The 15,616-nt window shown below is 40.6% G+C and carries 13 protein-coding genes; 7 read left to right on the top strand and 6 right to left on the bottom strand.

Going from position 1 to position 15,616, the window contains the following annotated elements; genetic code table 11:
- The first annotated feature begins 57 nt into the window (after positions 1 to 57).
- The 4 genes from ACTJJG_RS11220 to ACTJJG_RS11205 all read left to right on the top strand — a co-directional run bounded on the left by ACTJJG_RS11220 (position 58) and on the right by ACTJJG_RS11205 (position 4,989).
- Positions 58 to 1,581: a 3-hydroxyacyl-CoA dehydrogenase gene (locus tag ACTJJG_RS11220; protein ID WP_069119016.1), complete on the top strand. Its 1,524-nt coding sequence runs from the start codon at positions 58 to 60 to the stop codon at positions 1,579 to 1,581.
- A 14-nt stretch (positions 1,582 to 1,595) separates the two neighbouring features.
- Positions 1,596 to 2,801 (top strand): 3-oxoadipyl-CoA thiolase, encoded by a 1,206-nt coding sequence (locus ACTJJG_RS11215; RefSeq protein ID WP_069119014.1) that lies wholly within the window; start codon positions 1,596 to 1,598, stop codon positions 2,799 to 2,801.
- A 109-nt stretch (positions 2,802 to 2,910) separates the two neighbouring features.
- Complete coding sequence (locus tag ACTJJG_RS11210) at positions 2,911 to 3,753, top strand: IclR family transcriptional regulator (protein WP_032052955.1); 843 nt, start codon at positions 2,911 to 2,913, stop codon at positions 3,751 to 3,753.
- 63 nt (positions 3,754 to 3,816) lie between these two features.
- Complete coding sequence (locus ACTJJG_RS11205) at positions 3,817 to 4,989, top strand: MFS transporter (RefSeq protein ID WP_032052957.1); 1,173 nt, start codon at positions 3,817 to 3,819, stop codon at positions 4,987 to 4,989.
- A gap of 39 nt (positions 4,990 to 5,028) precedes the next feature.
- Here ACTJJG_RS11205 and ACTJJG_RS11200 read toward each other — a convergent pair whose 3' ends face one another.
- Positions 5,029 to 6,000, bottom strand: coding sequence for an NAD(P)H-dependent flavin oxidoreductase (locus ACTJJG_RS11200; protein ID WP_069119012.1), 972 nt, complete (start codon positions 5,998 to 6,000; stop codon positions 5,029 to 5,031).
- Positions 6,001 to 6,230: 230 nt separating this feature from the next.
- Between ACTJJG_RS11200 and ACTJJG_RS11195 the strand changes: the two genes are divergently transcribed.
- Complete coding sequence (locus ACTJJG_RS11195; protein ID WP_069119010.1) at positions 6,231 to 7,040, top strand: enoyl-CoA hydratase; 810 nt, start codon at positions 6,231 to 6,233, stop codon at positions 7,038 to 7,040.
- Between the two features lie 66 nt (positions 7,041 to 7,106).
- On the opposite strand, the gene ACTJJG_RS11190 is transcribed toward ACTJJG_RS11195, so the two are convergent.
- The gene (locus ACTJJG_RS11190) at positions 7,107 to 7,952 is read right to left on the bottom strand and encodes an IclR family transcriptional regulator (protein WP_000996082.1); all 846 of its coding nucleotides are present in this window, start codon (positions 7,950 to 7,952) and stop codon (positions 7,107 to 7,109) included.
- A 186-nt stretch (positions 7,953 to 8,138) separates the two neighbouring features.
- On the bottom strand, positions 8,139 to 9,356 hold the full coding sequence (locus ACTJJG_RS11185) for a CaiB/BaiF CoA transferase family protein (protein ID WP_069119008.1): 1,218 nt from the start codon (positions 9,354 to 9,356) through the stop codon (positions 8,139 to 8,141).
- A 331-nt stretch (positions 9,357 to 9,687) separates the two neighbouring features.
- Here ACTJJG_RS11185 and ACTJJG_RS11180 point away from each other — a divergent pair, with 331 nt between their 5' ends.
- On the top strand, positions 9,688 to 10,839 hold the full coding sequence (locus ACTJJG_RS11180) for an acyl-CoA dehydrogenase family protein (protein ID WP_000617420.1): 1,152 nt from the start codon (positions 9,688 to 9,690) through the stop codon (positions 10,837 to 10,839).
- A 61-nt stretch (positions 10,840 to 10,900) separates the two neighbouring features.
- Entirely contained in the window at positions 10,901 to 12,151 is a 1,251-nt protein-coding gene (locus ACTJJG_RS11175) for an MFS transporter (protein WP_032056460.1), read from the top strand.
- A gap of 224 nt (positions 12,152 to 12,375) precedes the next feature.
- Here the strand turns inward: ACTJJG_RS11175 and phnX are convergent, their stop codons facing one another.
- The 3 genes from phnX to ACTJJG_RS11160 are packed head-to-tail and all read right to left on the bottom strand — an operon-like array spanning position 12,376 to position 15,596.
- The gene (phnX, locus tag ACTJJG_RS11170) at positions 12,376 to 13,191 is read right to left on the bottom strand and encodes a phosphonoacetaldehyde hydrolase (RefSeq protein WP_069119006.1); all 816 of its coding nucleotides are present in this window, start codon (positions 13,189 to 13,191) and stop codon (positions 12,376 to 12,378) included.
- A 36-nt stretch (positions 13,192 to 13,227) separates the two neighbouring features.
- Positions 13,228 to 14,415 (bottom strand): 2-aminoethylphosphonate--pyruvate transaminase, encoded by a 1,188-nt coding sequence (phnW, locus tag ACTJJG_RS11165; RefSeq protein WP_372552640.1) that lies wholly within the window; start codon positions 14,413 to 14,415, stop codon positions 13,228 to 13,230.
- Positions 14,416 to 14,441: 26 nt separating this feature from the next.
- Entirely contained in the window at positions 14,442 to 15,596 is a 1,155-nt protein-coding gene (locus ACTJJG_RS11160; protein ID WP_204084777.1) for a TIGR03364 family FAD-dependent oxidoreductase, read from the bottom strand.
- Positions 15,597 to 15,616: the final 20 nt, after the last annotated feature.

The raw sequence follows: 15,616 nt of genomic DNA, 5'->3' as shown, positions 1-15,616 counted from the left end.
CCCAACCCTATTTTTCCGTTTAATTTCAAATATAGATTAATCATCAGGATGATCGACATGACTTATGATATTAAAAGCATGGCTGTGATTGGTGTCGGTATTATGGGCAGTGGCATTGCTCAAATTGCTGCGCAGTCAGGTCATACCACTTATTTATATGATGCCAAAGCAGGTGCAGCAGAACAGGCCAAAGAAAAACTGGCTGTCACATTTCAAAAGTTAGTCGACAAAAATAAAATTACACCTGAGCAAGCAGCAGCGGCAAATAACCATTTAATTGTTGCTCATCAAATTGAAGATTTAAAAAATTGCGATCTGATTGTAGAAGCAATTGTTGAACGTCTAGATATCAAACAGAGCTTGATGCAGCAGCTTGAAGACGTCGTTTCAGAAAATGCAATTTTAGCCTCAAACACCTCTTCTCTTTCTATTACAGCCATTGCGGCAAACTGTAAAAAGCCTGAGCGTGTTGTGGGTTATCATTTTTTTAACCCAGTTCCACTCATGAAAGTGGTCGAAGTCATTCGTGGTTTAAAAACAGATCCACTTATTATTGATGCTTTAAACGATCTGTCTCGTGCATTTGGTCACCGCCCTGTTGTAGCGAAGGACACCCCTGGATTTATTATTAATCACGCGGGCAGAGCTTATGGAACAGAAGCGCTTAAAATTTTAAATGAGAACGTCTGTGATATCAGTGAAATTGATCGAATTTTACGTGACGGCGTTGGTTTTAGAATGGGTCCTTTTGAATTACTCGATTTAACAGGTCTTGATGTTTCTCATCCAGTCATGGAGTCGATTTATCACCAATACTATGAAGAAGCCCGCTACAAACCAAACCCGCTCACCAAACAAATGCTAGATGCCAAACAACTTGGACGTAAAGTTAATCAAGGTTTTTATAACTATGAAACTGGTTCAAAAACAGGTGAACAACCTGCGAAGTTTGTAGAGCGTTTAGCACAATATCCAAAAGTTTGGATTGCGGCAGATTTTTTAGACGATAAAAAACAGCTCGAAGATTATTTAACTCAGCAAAATATTACCTTAGACACCAATTCTGAACCACAAACAGATAGTTTATGTTTACTCGCTTGTTATGGTGAAGACACAACCCAAGCGGCGACCCGTCTAGGAGGTAACCCCGAACAAGCTGTTGCTATAGACATGCTTTATGGCATTGCAAAGCATCGTACCTTAATGCCTTCACTTGTTACCAAACCTGAATACCGTCAGGCAGCTCACTCAATTTTCAATCTAGATGGAAATCTGGTGAGCATGATTGCTGAAAGTATTGGCTTTGTTGCGCAGCGTGTTTTAGCGATGGTCATTAATTTAGGCTGTGATATTGCGCAGCAAAATGTTGCCACGGTAGATGATATTAATGCCGCGGTACGTCTTGGCTTAGGCTATCCATTTGGCCCAATTGAATGGGGAGATCAAGTCGGTAGCGAAAAAATCTTACTCATTCTAAACCGTATAACAGCACTTACGCATGACCCACGTTACCGCCCTAGCCCGTGGTTACAGCGTCGTGTCGCACTTCATTTACCTCTTACTTTTACTCACGAGTCTTGAAAAGGAATTTCTCAATGTTAAATGCATATATCTATGATGGTTTACGTAGTCCATTTGGCCGTCATGCGGGTGAACTTGCCTCAATTCGCCCTGATGATTTAGCCGCAACTGTCATTCAAAAACTACTAGAAAAAACTGGTGTTCCGGGTGCTGATATTGAAGATGTGATTTTAGGCGATACCAACCAAGCGGGTGAAGATAGTCGTAATGTGGCACGAAATGCACTATTGCTTTCCGGTTTACCTGTCACTGTGCCGGGCCAAACGGTAAACCGCCTATGTGCTAGTGGTTTAGGCGCTGTGATTGACTCAGCACGTGCCATTACTTGTGGTGAAGGAGAACTGTATATTGCAGGTGGTGTAGAAAGTATGTCACGTGCACCCTTTGTGATGGGTAAAGCTGAAAGTGCTTATAGCCGTGATGCAAAAATTTATGACACCACCATTGGCTCTCGCTTTCCAAATAAAAAAATTATTGCTCAGTACGGCGGTCATTCAATGCCTGAAACAGGCGATAACGTTGCAGCCGACTTTGGTATTAGCCGTGAGCAAGCTGATTTATTTGCAGCTCAATCACAAGCCAAATATCAAAAAGCCAAAGAAGAAGGTTTCTTTGCCGATGAAATTACTCCAATTGAGGTTTTCCAAGGCAAAAAATTGCCACCTAAACTCGTTTCAGAAGATGAACATCCTCGCCCAAGTTCAACTGTTGAAGCACTCACAAAGTTAAAACCACTCTTTGAAGGTGGTGTGGTCACTGCTGGTAATGCCTCAGGTATTAATGACGGTGCAGCAGTCCTGTTAATTGGTTCAGAAGCTGCAGGTCAAAAATATGGCCTAAAACCAATGGCAAAAATCTTGTCAGCGGCAGCTGCGGGTATTGAACCGCGCATTATGGGTGCAGGCCCGATTGAAGCTATTAAAAAAGCAGTTACTCGTGCTGGTCTTACTTTAGATGACATGGATATTATTGAAATTAATGAAGCCTTTGCTTCACAAGTTTTATCTTGTTTAAAAGGTTTAAATGTTGATTTTAATGACCCGCGTGTGAACCCCAACGGTGGTGCAATTGCTGTTGGTCATCCACTTGGCGCATCTGGCGCTCGTCTTGCGTTAACAGTAGCCCGCGAGTTAATTCGCCGTAAAAAGAAATATGCCGTGGTGAGCCTATGTATTGGTGTAGGTCAAGGTCTTGCAATGGTGATTGAAAACGTTTCATAACCATTCAACCAGATATCCATTCATCACAACAGCGCAGTGATGAATGGATTTATTTTGCAGAGCGAAATATAATGGCAAAACTATTGCTTTAATTATATTTGAGGATCGAATGTCTCAAAACATGGAAACTGAAAAACCAATAAATTTTGATGAGATACGTTTAGATCCTATTTCGCATATACATCGGGAAAACAACCCGCAATTTATTGCTTCTTTAGCACGCGGTTTAGAACTTTTAAGATGCTTTTCTGCAAATAATCAGGTGCTTGGTAACCAAGAATTAGCAAAAATGACAGGTTTACCTAAACCGACCATTGCACGTATTACCAATACTCTTGTGTCATTAGGTTATTTAAAACAATTGCCTAACTCGACCAAGTACACATTAGATATTGGTGTCTTATCTTTAGGATACGCAGCTTTATCTAACATCTCGATTCGTAATATTGCTCATCAATATATGGAAGAGATGAGTCAGTATGTTCAAGCGCCTGTAGCAATGGCAACACGTGACCGCTTAAATATGGTGTATATCGATGTTGTGCAAATTGAAACAGCCTTAAATATGCGCCGTCCAATTGGTTCGACTTTGCCAATTCATAGTAGTTCTATGGGCCGAGCATGCTTGGCTGCGACCCCTGAACGTGAGCGCAATTTTCTACTTGATGCGTTGAAACAAAAAAATCCCGAAAACTGGCCAGCCATAAAACGCTCATTAGAACGAGCTTTCCGTGATTACCAAGATTATGGATATTGTTTGTCTTTAGGTGAGTGGCATAAAGAAGTGAACTCGGTGGCTGTACCTTTGGTCAGTTCGAAACACGGTCTTTATGTTTTTAACTGTGGTGCGCCAAGTTTTCATTTAAATCCGGAAAAACTTGAAGGTGAAATTGGACCACGTTTAATCCATATGGTGCACAATATTCAAGATGCTTTGAATGAAACGCACTAACAGTCGTGCTTAAAACAATCATGGTTGTGTTGATTAAAGTTCCACTTTCATTATGACTAAGGCATGATGAAAAACGCACTCTATACCCCAACCATTATTTTAATGGCAATTGCCGCAGGCATTTGTACAGGTGGAAATTATTTTAGTCAGCCACTTATTCATTCAATTAGTGTAAGCCTAGATTTAACTGAAACAACTACAGCGTGGGTGCCAACTCTAGCCCAAATCACCTACGCATGTGGCTTACTCTTTTTAATGCCGTTGGGTGACATATTAGAAAAGCGCAAGCTGCTATTTATCTTTATGTTATTGGCTTCAAGCGGATTAATTATTAGCGGGTTTTCGCACAATATTTATCTTTTACTGCTTGGTACTGTCATTACTGGCCTATTTTCTAGTGCAGCCCAACTGTTGTTACCGCTTGCTGCAAGTCTGGTTCCAATTCAACAAAGCGGCCGTGTCGTTGGCTTTCTACTGAGTGGACTGATGATGGGGGTTTTACTCGCCCGCTCCCTTTCTGGGCTGATGTCTACACTTTTTGCATGGAATATTATTTATCTGGTCAGTGGTTTTCTGTTACTCATCATTGCCATTATTTTGCATCGTAATATTGGGTTATTTCCACCGACTAAATCTGAAAATTATGTAAAAACTATTCGCTCTCTTCCACAGATTTTTATTCAAAATCGACGGTTAAGAACCAGAACTTATATTGGTGGTTTTACATTTGCTTGTGTAAGTTTAACCTTTACCACCATGTCTTTGCTTCTGGCTCCAGCGCCCTATTTTTTTAGTGACTTTACCATTGGCCTTTTCGGTTTTGTTGGCGTGTTAGGAACTTTCGTTGCCAATTTTTCAGGCAAATTTATTGACCAAGGCTATATTCATAAAATCTCAATTTATTGCGGCGTTGGCCTTATTTTAAGTTGGGTTCTGTTTTCACTTTTACCCTACCATTTCGCCTTTTATATTATTGCCTTACTCATTCTCTACGCTTCTCTTTCTGCGGTACATGTCACCAACCAAAGTATTGTATTTAAACTTAATCAAGAACTACGCTCACGTTTTAACGCGATTTATATGACGGGTTACTTTGCTGGCGGCGCTTTAGGCACAACGGCAGGAAGTTATGCTTGGAAACACTTCGGATGGACAGGTGTCTGTATTTTAGGTTTAATTTTTGCCGTGCTATGTCTTTATTATTGTGTGCGTGATGCAAAAAATCAGCACAATTAAAGCTTGTGCTGATTTTATATAAAGTAGGCTAATGGTTCGTTATAAAAGCCCTAATAACCGACCACGAATAATATCTTCTGCATCTTTGACAATCCGGCTAACCAGTTCATCGCATGGTGGAATATCGTGAATCAAGCTTGCCACCAACCCACACGACCATGCGCCCGCATTGACATCACCATCAATCATGACTTTGGGATAGACGCCCGCAACTTCTTCGATAATATCTTCAAATTTAATGTTATCGCCGAGTGCTTTTTCTTTTGCCACGATTTTTTCTACAGCAGCATTATTCATGACACGTTCTGTGTTTCGCAAAGCACGCATAATTAAACGTGTATCTCGTTCGGTTGCATTCAAAATCGCCTGTTTCACATTTGCATGTACAGGAGCTTCCTGAGTCGCAATAAAGCGCGTTCCCATATTAATTCCATCTGCTCCCATTGCTAAAGCAGCAGCGAGTGAGCGTCCGTCTGCCATTCCACCTGAAGCAACAAACGGGATGTCTAATGCATCGGCTGCTAAAGGTAATAAAATCATATTTGGCACGTCATCCTCACCAGGGTGACCACCACACTCGAAACCATCTACAGAAACCGCATCACATCCAATTTGCTGAGCTTTTAAGCTATGTCGAACCGAAGTACATTTGTGAATTACTTTAATACCAGCAGCCTTTAAATATGGCATCACCTGTTCAGGATTACGCCCCGCTGTTTCCACAACCTTGACTCCGCCTTTAATGATTGCTTCTACAAAACCCGGATAATCAGGAGTATTCACAGTAGGCAAAAAGGTTAAATTTACCCCAAAAGGCTTGTCGGTCATTTCTCGGCAACGTGCAATTTCTTTTGCCAGATTTTCAGGAGTTCGCTGAGTTAAGCCAGTAATAATGCCTAACCCGCCCGCGTTAGAAACCGCAGCAGCTAGCTCTGCAAAACCAACATAATGCATACCGCCTTGAATAATTGGGTGCTCGATTTCAAATAATTCTGTAATTTTGGTCTTCATATTCTTTCCACTCACTGTTCTATAGCTAGCTTCTCATTTCCTTAGCAGAGCTAGATGCTTATTTACTCATAAATCCTATCAGCATTTAAAGCAATTTAAGTTAAAAATTTCACAATACAAAATTTTATACCACAATATAAAACAAAATAATTGATAACGGAATTATTTTTCGATAGCATCATTTCAATCAGTTGAAATTTTAAACGGAAAGTTATTTAAAGGAATGAATTATGGAGCAGAACAACAAAATTCAAAACGAGCTTAAAACAGGCACAATTCATAAGTATTTTGATAGAAATATACTAACGCTCACCATGAGTAATCCAACTAAAAAGAATGCGATTAATTATGAAATGTATGCGGCCCTAAGTCAGGCATTAGATCAAGCTGCAACTAATCAAGACGTTCATGTGGTTGTGCTTACTGGTGAAGACTCCGCATTTACGAGTGGTAATGATGTCAATGCATTTGAAAAACGCGATACCACCACTTCAGAACCACCCGCTTCGATTGTTTTCTTAAAAAGCTTAGCAACGTTTCCAAAACCGATTATTGCTAAAGTAAATGGTGTAGCAATTGGTATTGGCAGCACCATGCTTCTACATTGCGACCTTGTATATGCAAGCAAAAACTCTATTTTCCAATTCCCCTTTGTGAATTTGGGGCTTGTACCTGAAGCGGGTTCAAGTTACATCTTGCCAAGATTATTGGGTTTTGCTCGAGCTTCGGAAATTATTTTACTCGGTGAAAAGTTTTCGGCAGACCAAGCAAAAAATTATGGGCTGGTAAATGAAATATTTGAAGCAGATAAGCTGGATCAAGCGGTTGAAGATGTGGCCATTAAACTCGCTCACAAACCAAGCCAAGCCTTACAGCTCAGTAAAAAGTTACTAAGAGATATGCCAATTGATGATCTACTCAATCGTATTGATCATGAGTCGACTATTTTCTCGCGTTGTTTACAAGGTTCCGAGTTTAAAGAAGCATTAAATGCTTTCAAAGAAAAAAGAAAACCGAACTTTCACAGCCAAACAACCTAAAACTCGCCCATTGAAAAGCCAGCCTTGAAAAAACAAAGCTGGCTCTTATAAATAAATTAAATACGTTTAACTAATCTCAGTACGAATATTATTCACCATGTGTAAAAGACGCGGTGCAATATCTTCTTCGAGTTTTTCACGGTTCATAATAAAGCTTGGACCACCACAGTTAAATACCAACAAACCATGTTGTTCATGAATGAGAGGAACCGCAACCGAATTGACATCTTTATGCCATTCCCCGATTGAAAAACAATATCCAAAATCTTGGTAGTCTTTAAAAGCTTTGTCTAAATCACGGTTAATTTTGATCCAATCTTCTTTGTGCTTACTACGAATGGCATCAAGTAAAAATTCTCTTTCATCTTCAGGCATTGCGGCTAAACATGCACGTCCCATCGAACTTAAATGAATCGGTAAATAGGTTCCAACTTGACGGCGCATGGTCATATTGCCTTTGCCTTGCACCACATCAAGGTAAATCATATTGAGTCGATCACGTGTTGCCATGGCTACAGCAGCGCCAGCATAGTCTGCCAAATTTTTCATATATGGATGAGCAATAGAGCGAATCGACACGTTAGACAGCATGGAATAACCAAACGCAAGAACACCAACTGAAAGCTGGAATTTACTTGAGTTAGGTACTTGTTTGATATAACCCAAACGCGACAAGGTATGTGTGAGGCGAGTAATGGTTGGTTTTGGTAAACCTGTCATCTGCGCAAGCTCTTGGTTGCCCAAATGCTGATGCTTCGGTGTAAAACAACGTAATAGCTCTAAACCACGTGCTAATGCAGTAATAAATTGGCGATCATTTTCATCCTGCATATCTTCAATCGGATGTAATAATTCATGCCTTAAAGGCGCTAATAATTTTTCTGTCTGTTCTGCATCAACTGCATCGTTCATTGTCATACCAATCCATATTTTGTTTCGCACTGCGAAAATTATAATCTATTTTTTCTATAAATAGCAAAAGAGCAAACATCCGAGTCTGCATCTAAAAGATAACTTCATTTAACTCATTAAAGCGAAAGATTAAATATTTTATTTTCTGATTTTAAATATAATTTTAACCTTCCGCTTTTAAGCCACCTACCCAATTACACCTTTTTCTTTGAGCTCAGCCAGTTTTTCTGAAGAAACCACTCTTCCCAAAACGGCCTGCGTATGTTCTCCCAGCAGTGGCGGTGCTGTTTTGTATTCAATGGGTGTTCTAGAAAGTTTGATTGGTGAGCCAATTACCTTCAATTTTTCACGTTGAGGATGATTCATCTCGACTAGCATTTCTCGGGCAATGACTTGCGGTTCTTGAAAAGCTTGTTCTAAGTTATTAATCACACCGACGGGAACTTTAGCGGCATAAATTGCATCGACCCATTCATCTGCTGTTTTTGTTAAAAAGTGAGTTTGTAAAATTCCGATAATTTCATCACGATGCTTGATTCGGTCTGCATTTCGGGCAAAACGTACATCATTTGGTAAATCAGGTAACCCAATACTACGACAGAGTTGAATAAACTGAGTGTCATTTCCACATGCAATAATAAAATCACGGTCAGAAGCTTTGAACACTTGATAAGGCACAATATTGGCGTGTGCATTGCCATAACGCTTAGGGATATTACCCGATGAAAGATAGTTCATTCCCTGATTTGCCATTGTAGCAATTTGAACATCAAGCAAAGCCATATCAATGTATTGGCCTAAACCTGTCACATGGCGGTTGAGTAAAGCAGCCTGTATGGCAATCGTAGAATAAAGTCCCGTGGCTAAGTCAGAAAATGCAACACCTACTTTTTGTGGTCCACCGCCGGGCAAATCATCACGCTCGCCAGTGACCGACATGAGTCCGCCCATGCCCTGAATAATAAAGTCATAACCGGGCTCTTCTGCTCTTGGACCATTTTGACCAAAACCAGTAATCGAGCAATACACCAGTTTAGGGTTAATCTCAGATAAAGACTCATAGTCCAAACCGTACTTTTTCAAAGAACCCGCTTTGTAGTTTTCAATCACGACATCGGTGTCTTGAATGAGGGCTTTAATCAATTCTTGGCCATCAGGACTGGCAATGTCGATGGCAACAGATAGTTTATTACGGTTAGTGGACTGATAATAAGCAGCTTCTTGAGTGTCTTGGCCAGAATCATCTTTCATCCAAGGTGGCCCCCAAGAACGGGTATCGTCACCGACTTTCGGTCTTTCAATCTTGATTACTTCTGCGCCTAAATCGGCAAGAATCTGTCCACACCAAGGTCCAGCCAATACCCGACTTAAGTCAAGCACCCGAATTCCATTTAAAGCACCCATCTTCATCCCACTATATTTTGTGACTCATTTCCTATAGGAAAACTTATCCATTTAAAATTTCGCATAGCGATATATATTTTTAATATACACAGCTCTTTTTAAAAATCAAACTTTAATTTTCCACTAAAAATAATGATTTTTTATAAGAAAATATAGCTTAAATAAATCAATAAATTAGCCAAACATAAATCAAAAACAAAGTATCGCATTGCGAAATTAATTTTCAAAATATATTGTTTTGCATTCATCCTTTGATTACTATCGCTTCAAATATTGGTGATTTTACGAACATCACATTGATGTTTTCTGCATGTAGTAAAAGGACGAGACTATGATTCGAGATCAGGAAACCTTAAATCAACTTGTTGATATGATTCGACAATTTGTTGAAGGTGTATTAATTCCTCATGAGAATGAAGTCGCTGAAACGGATGAAATTCCTCCAGATATCGTTGAGCAAATGAAAGCTCTCGGTTTATTTGGTTTAACCATTCCTGAAGAATACGAAGGTCTTGGCCTGACGATGGAAGAAGAAGTCTATGTGGCTTTTGAATTGGGTCGTACCTCTCCTGCTTTTCGTTCTCTCATTGGGACCAATAATGGCATTGGCTCAAGTGGCCTGATTATTGATGGTACCGAAGCACAAAAATCCTTTTTCTTACCGCGTTTAGCACGTGGTGAAGTGATCAGCTCTTTTTGCTTAACCGAACCGGATGCAGGTTCTGATGCGGCATCTTTAAAAACCAGTGCAGTAAAAGATGGCGATTTTTATGTGTTAAACGGCACCAAACGTTTTATTACCAATGCACCTCATGCTGGTGTATTTACAGTCATGGCACGCACAAACTTTGACATTAAAGGTGCTGGCGGCATTTCTGCCTTTATTGTTGATAGCCAAACTCCGGGCATTTCTCTTGGCAAACGCGATAAAAAAATGGGGCAAAAAGGCGCACATACCTGTGACGTTATTTTCGAAAATTGTCGCATCCCTGCTTCCGCACTCATTGGTGGTGTTGAAGGTGTTGGTTTTAAAACAGCCATGAAAGTACTCGATAAAGGCCGCTTGCATATTGCGGCTTTGAGCGTCGGTGCAGCAACACGAATGCTAGACGATTCTTTAAATTACGCCATCGAACGCAAGCAATTTGGACAACCGATTGCCGAATTTCAACTCATTCAAGCCATGCTTGCTGACTCAAAAGCTGAAATTTATGCAGCTAAATGTATGGTCTTAGACGCTGCACGCCTACGCGATGCAGGACAAAACGTTAGTACTGAAGCCTCATGCGCAAAAATGTTTGCAACCGAAATGTGTGGCCGTGTTGCTGATCGCTGCGTACAAATTCACGGCGGTGCGGGTTACATCAGTGAATACGCCATTGAACGTTTTTATCGAGATGTTCGTTTGTTCCGTCTCTATGAAGGGACCACTCAAATTCAACAAGTGATTATTGCCCGAAACATGATTCGCGCTGCGTCTTAATCAAATTTTAAGCGCTTCAAAACGACTTGAAGTGCTTTTTATCAAATGTAGGTAATGGATTATGGCTACAAATTACAAAGAAGGTCTTTCTCGTATACAGCCTCATACGTGGAAAATAGCTTTTACTTTTGCTTTTCTAGCACTGTTGGTAGATGGTGCAGATTTGATGATGCTGTCTTATAGCTTAAATAGTATTAAGGCAGATTTTGGATTAAGTTCAGTACAAGCAGGTATGCTTGGCAGTTTCACACTGGCAGGCATGGCTGTTGGTGGAATTTTTGGGGGATGGGCGTGCGATAAATTTGGTCGTGTTCGCATTGTTGTTATTTCTATTTTAACTTTCTCGCTCCTCACCTGTGGCTTAGGTTTCACCCAAAGCTTTCTTCAGTTTGGTATTTTAAGATTTTTTGCATCACTGGGTTTAGGTTCACTTTATATCGCCTGTAATACCCTCATGGCCGAATATGTCCCAACCCGTTATCGCACCACAGTACTAGGCACTTTACAAGCAGGTTGGACGGTTGGTTATATTGTTGCGACTTTGCTTGCAGGTTGGATTATTCCTGATTATGGCTGGCGCATGCTGTTTTATGTTGCGATTATTCCGGTCATTATTGCTGTTCTCATGCATGTGCTTGTACCCGAACCAGAAGCATGGCAACAGTCACGACTACAACAACCAGTCGTGGCTCAGAATGCTCAAAAAACTTCAGCATTTAAGCTTATTTTCCAAGATAAACGAAACCGCAATATGTTTATCTTGTGGGCTTTAACGGCAGGTTTTTTACAGTTTGGCTATTATGGTGTAAATAACTGGATGCCGTCATACCTTGAAAGTGAACTCGGTATGAAATTTAAGGAAATGACCGCCTATATGGTAGGTACATATACCGCCATGATTTTAGGTAAAGTTCTTGCGGGTATGATGGCCGATAAATTAGGACGTCGTTTTACTTATGCCTTTGGTGCAATCGGCACTGCTATTTTCCTACCTTTAATTGTGTTTTATAACTCGCCAAGCAACATTCTATATTTACTGGTGACCTTTGGTTTCCTCTACGGCATCCCTTATGGCGTAAATGCCACCTATATGACCGAAAGTTTTGCGACAGCAATTCGCGGTACAGCCATTGGTGGAGCCTATAATGTTGGACGTTTAGGCGCTGCATTAGCCCCTGCAACGATTGGTTTCTTAGCCTCTGGCGGCTCAATTGGTTTAGGTTTTGTCGTGATGGGCGCTGCCTACCTGATTTGTGGTGTGATACCAGCCCTATTCATTAAAGAAAAATTATACGACCCTCAAAAGTCGTAAAAGATCCATCACAAAAAATCCTATAGGTCTTATGACTATAGGATTGATGGTCTAACGATCTAAACATGTGTTTTAGATGGTTAGCAGGAAATAAGGAATTTACTCTTCAAAGTTACTCTTTATTTCCCCATATGTAGAGTTTATTACTCTTCATTTTAATTTTTTAGGTAAGCTTAGCTCCCAAGGGAGCTAAGCTTAAAAAAAATATAGACCTAAACATTTGTTTAAGGTCGTTCACCCTGCCCCAAACGGCGTTCAATATCATCGAGTACATTTGGTAAGTCAGCGACACTATCAATCACATAGTGAGCGCCCGACGCACTCATTTTTTGGTATGCCTTATCTTTTAGCACAATCTGTTCATCAGCCGATAATGCGCTCCACTCTTCATAGCTTAAACCGACTTCATTACCACTAATCGCAAGCCCGACTGTCCAGCAACCTGCGTTTAAACCTTCGTCAATTCCCACCACAGTATCATCTACTTTTACAACGGTTTTGATATCAGATACGTCGAGTTGAATTAAGTTCTTCCATAACATTTCAGGATATGGACGGCCATATTTCACGTCGCTGGCAGTAACGATACAGTCCGGTCGGTAACCCTGATCGGCAGCATCTTTAACCAATCGCCCAATCATCATAGATGCATAACCCGTGTTACTCCCAATTTTTGCACCACGCTTTTTAATATTTTCAAAAGTAGCTAATGCACCCGGAATTAAAGCAGAACATTTCGGAATAGAATTTAACTGATACGGAATAAAGTCTTTATATAAACGGTCAATATCTGCTTCAGTTGCCGCCTGCCCATATACTTCCTGCCATGCAGCCGCTACACGCGGCATTTTTAAAACAGCTGCAATATGGTCACGTTTTTCTAAGCCCATTGGGGCACGCGCTTCTTCAACCGTAATTTCAATTTTATTGTCTTTAAATAAAGCCATAAAAGCCAAAATCGGTGCGCGTGAACCAAAATCTACAGTTGTGCCAGCCCAGTCAAAAACTACAGCCTGAATTTGTGTATTGTTGGTCGTCATGGTGTATTCCCTTTAATTCAAATGTTTTAATAAAAGTTATGCTGTTACAGCTTGATTTAGATGGCTTTCGCAGTAGCTGGCAATCGCAGCAAGAAGCCCTTCAATGTCTTGAATATAAACTTCGCCAATATTGCCAATACGGAAGCAGTTAAGGTCAGTGACTTTGCCCGGATAAATCACATAGCCTGATTTTTTTAGCGTTTCATAGAATGACTGAAAGCTAAATTTCTCGGCTGTTGGGTAAAGAAAAGTGGTAATGATGGGTGATTGTGGGCACTCTTCACCGAGTACCAATTCAAAGCCCAGTTGTCGCATACCTTGCGATAAGGTTTGTTGGTTTTGTAAATAACGTTGATAACGTGCAGCAACTCCGCCTTCTGCCTCAAGCTCAAGTAAGGCTTGATAAAAAGCACGTACCACATGGGTTGGCGAGGTAAAACGCCATTTACCGTTATACTGCTCCATTGTATTCCACTGGTCATACAAATCGAGACTTACCGAACGAGCTAAACCTTTACATGCTTCTAGGCAATCACGCTTTGCCAAAATAAAACCAAAGCCCGGAACACCTTGAATACATTTATTTGCACTTGAAATTAGAAAATCAATTTCAAGCTCAGCAATATCCATAGGCACACCACCGAATGAACTCATGGCATCCACAATCCAGATTTTTCCTGCTGCTTTAACTAAACGGCCTATCTCTTGAATTGGATTTAAAATACCTGTGGTGGTTTCACAATGCACACAAGCAACATGGCTAATGGTTTTATCTTCTAAAACGTGCTCAATTTCTTGTAAATCTGGTGTTTGGGTTTCTAAATAGTTCAGCTCGATCACTTCAATATTTAGACAACGTGCCATTTGCACCATACGTGTACCGTATGCGCCGTTATTGATAATCAAGATTTTGCCATCACGCGGAATAGCTGACCCAAGCACAGATTCCACAGCAAAACTTCCACTGCCTTGCATTAACACAGCCGTATATTTTTCAGGTTGGCTGGTTGCCAACTTTACCAGTCGATTACGAATATCTTGTACCAGCGAGTTGTATTCTTGGTCCCAAGTACACCAGTCTTTTTGCATGACACGACGTACTGTTGCCGATGTTGATAATGGCCCTGGAGTAAGAAGCAAATACTTGTTTTCTAAATCCATATCGAGTTGGGGTTGCATGTTCATAATGTTACTCATTTCTTTTGCGTTCATTTCAATATACATCAATCTGGTTTAAACCAGATTACAAACTAGTAAATATTTTGTTCTAATGTTTCTTTCATAAAGCCAGCCCCTGTGGTCATGCCTTTACCCGCAATCGCACTCACCAGAAAGATATTTTTTTCGGCTTCAGTGACACAGGCCAACTCATGTTCATGGGTCAGGTAATAACCATTCCAACGTTTTTGAATTGGAGGTAAAGTCAGCCCTAATTTTTCGTGGCAGTACGTTTGAATAAACTCATTAATCTCTTCACGCTGCTCGAACTGAGGCGCTTCATTAATCGAATGATATTCATGACTATCGCCTACGATCAGTTCGCCAAATTCGTTTTGTTTAATCAGAATATGAATACCGAATTCTTTAATGAAGCCTTGTTGTGACGCTTTAACTAGCTCTGCATGACTTGGGCAAATTTCAAAAGCTGGATAACGTGAAATGGATAAGCCCGAATAAAGAGAAGCATTTAAGTTTTGGCGAAACCGTTGAGTCATAGCCATTTGTAAGCCACAACGTTTCAGATTTAAACTTTGTAAGAGATCTGGATATAAAACATCGATGACTTCACCGTGGCAGATCAAAACTTTATTTGCCCGATATGCCTCACCACTTGCCAAACGAACCAGACAACTTTCATGCTGATATTGGGTTTGAACAACACAGGCATTGGTATAAATCTCCACACCGTTTTTTTCGGCATATGCCAATAGTCGCTGCCCAATCACATGCGGTTCGACCGAATAGTCTTCTTCAAAAACCAAGCCGCCTTGAAACTGCTGCTCGGGGTTTAAATAAGAAAATTGGGTGACCAGTTCCTCATGCTTTAGCAAATGAATTGGAATTTGATAGTTATTTGCACGCTCGGCAAACTCATTTAAAACCTGCCATTCAAGTGCAGTGTTTGCGAGATAAACACCTTGTCGTTGAGCAAACGAAATATCGGTTTCAGCTTGAATACGCTGATAAAAAGAACGCGTTTCAAGCGCGTACTTTCGCCACTGTTGCTCTGGATGGGTTAATGTCGAAGTTCCGACCATGCCGAAATTACGACGAGTTGCCCCCACTGGTTTGGCATTTTTCTCGAAGATACAGACTTTTAAACCTTGCTCTTGTGCCTGTATGGCAGCGGATAGACCTAAAATACCGGCTCCGACAACAATTAAATCAAACTGTGCGTTATTCATAAGACTTCCAATTTGCGAAA

Origin of the sequence: Acinetobacter sp. 22512 (assembly GCF_052044755.1) — a bacterium.
Classification (GTDB): domain Bacteria; phylum Pseudomonadota; class Gammaproteobacteria; order Pseudomonadales; family Moraxellaceae; genus Acinetobacter; species Acinetobacter pittii.
The sequence above is the reverse complement of the archived record's forward strand: the minus strand, read 5'-3'. Positions and strand labels throughout refer to the sequence as shown.

Excerpts from the sequence above, each read along its gene's own strand:
- ACTJJG_RS11195 (WP_069119010.1), top strand. The coding sequence starts at position 6,231 with ATGGAGCAGAACAACAAAATTCAAAACGAGCTTAAAACAGGCACAATT.
- ACTJJG_RS11210 (WP_032052955.1), top strand. The coding sequence starts at position 2,911 with ATGTCTCAAAACATGGAAACTGAAAAACCAATAAATTTTGATGAGATA.
- ACTJJG_RS11215 (WP_069119014.1), top strand. The coding sequence starts at position 1,596 with ATGTTAAATGCATATATCTATGATGGTTTACGTAGTCCATTTGGCCGT.
- ACTJJG_RS11180 (WP_000617420.1), top strand. The coding sequence starts at position 9,688 with ATGATTCGAGATCAGGAAACCTTAAATCAACTTGTTGATATGATTCGA.
- ACTJJG_RS11200 (WP_069119012.1), bottom strand. The coding sequence starts at position 6,000 with ATGAAGACCAAAATTACAGAATTATTTGAAATCGAGCACCCAATTATT.
- ACTJJG_RS11160 (WP_204084777.1), bottom strand. The coding sequence starts at position 15,596 with ATGAATAACGCACAGTTTGATTTAATTGTTGTCGGAGCCGGTATTTTA.
- ACTJJG_RS11175 (WP_032056460.1), top strand. The coding sequence starts at position 10,901 with ATGGCTACAAATTACAAAGAAGGTCTTTCTCGTATACAGCCTCATACG.
- ACTJJG_RS11220 (WP_069119016.1), top strand. The coding sequence starts at position 58 with ATGACTTATGATATTAAAAGCATGGCTGTGATTGGTGTCGGTATTATG.
- phnW (WP_372552640.1), bottom strand. The coding sequence starts at position 14,415 with ATGTATATTGAAATGAACGCAAAAGAAATGAGTAACATTATGAACATG.
- ACTJJG_RS11205 (WP_032052957.1), top strand. The coding sequence starts at position 3,817 with ATGATGAAAAACGCACTCTATACCCCAACCATTATTTTAATGGCAATT.
- phnX (WP_069119006.1), bottom strand. The coding sequence starts at position 13,191 with ATGACGACCAACAATACACAAATTCAGGCTGTAGTTTTTGACTGGGCT.
- ACTJJG_RS11190 (WP_000996082.1), bottom strand. The coding sequence starts at position 7,952 with ATGAACGATGCAGTTGATGCAGAACAGACAGAAAAATTATTAGCGCCT.
- ACTJJG_RS11185 (WP_069119008.1), bottom strand. The coding sequence starts at position 9,356 with ATGGGTGCTTTAAATGGAATTCGGGTGCTTGACTTAAGTCGGGTATTG.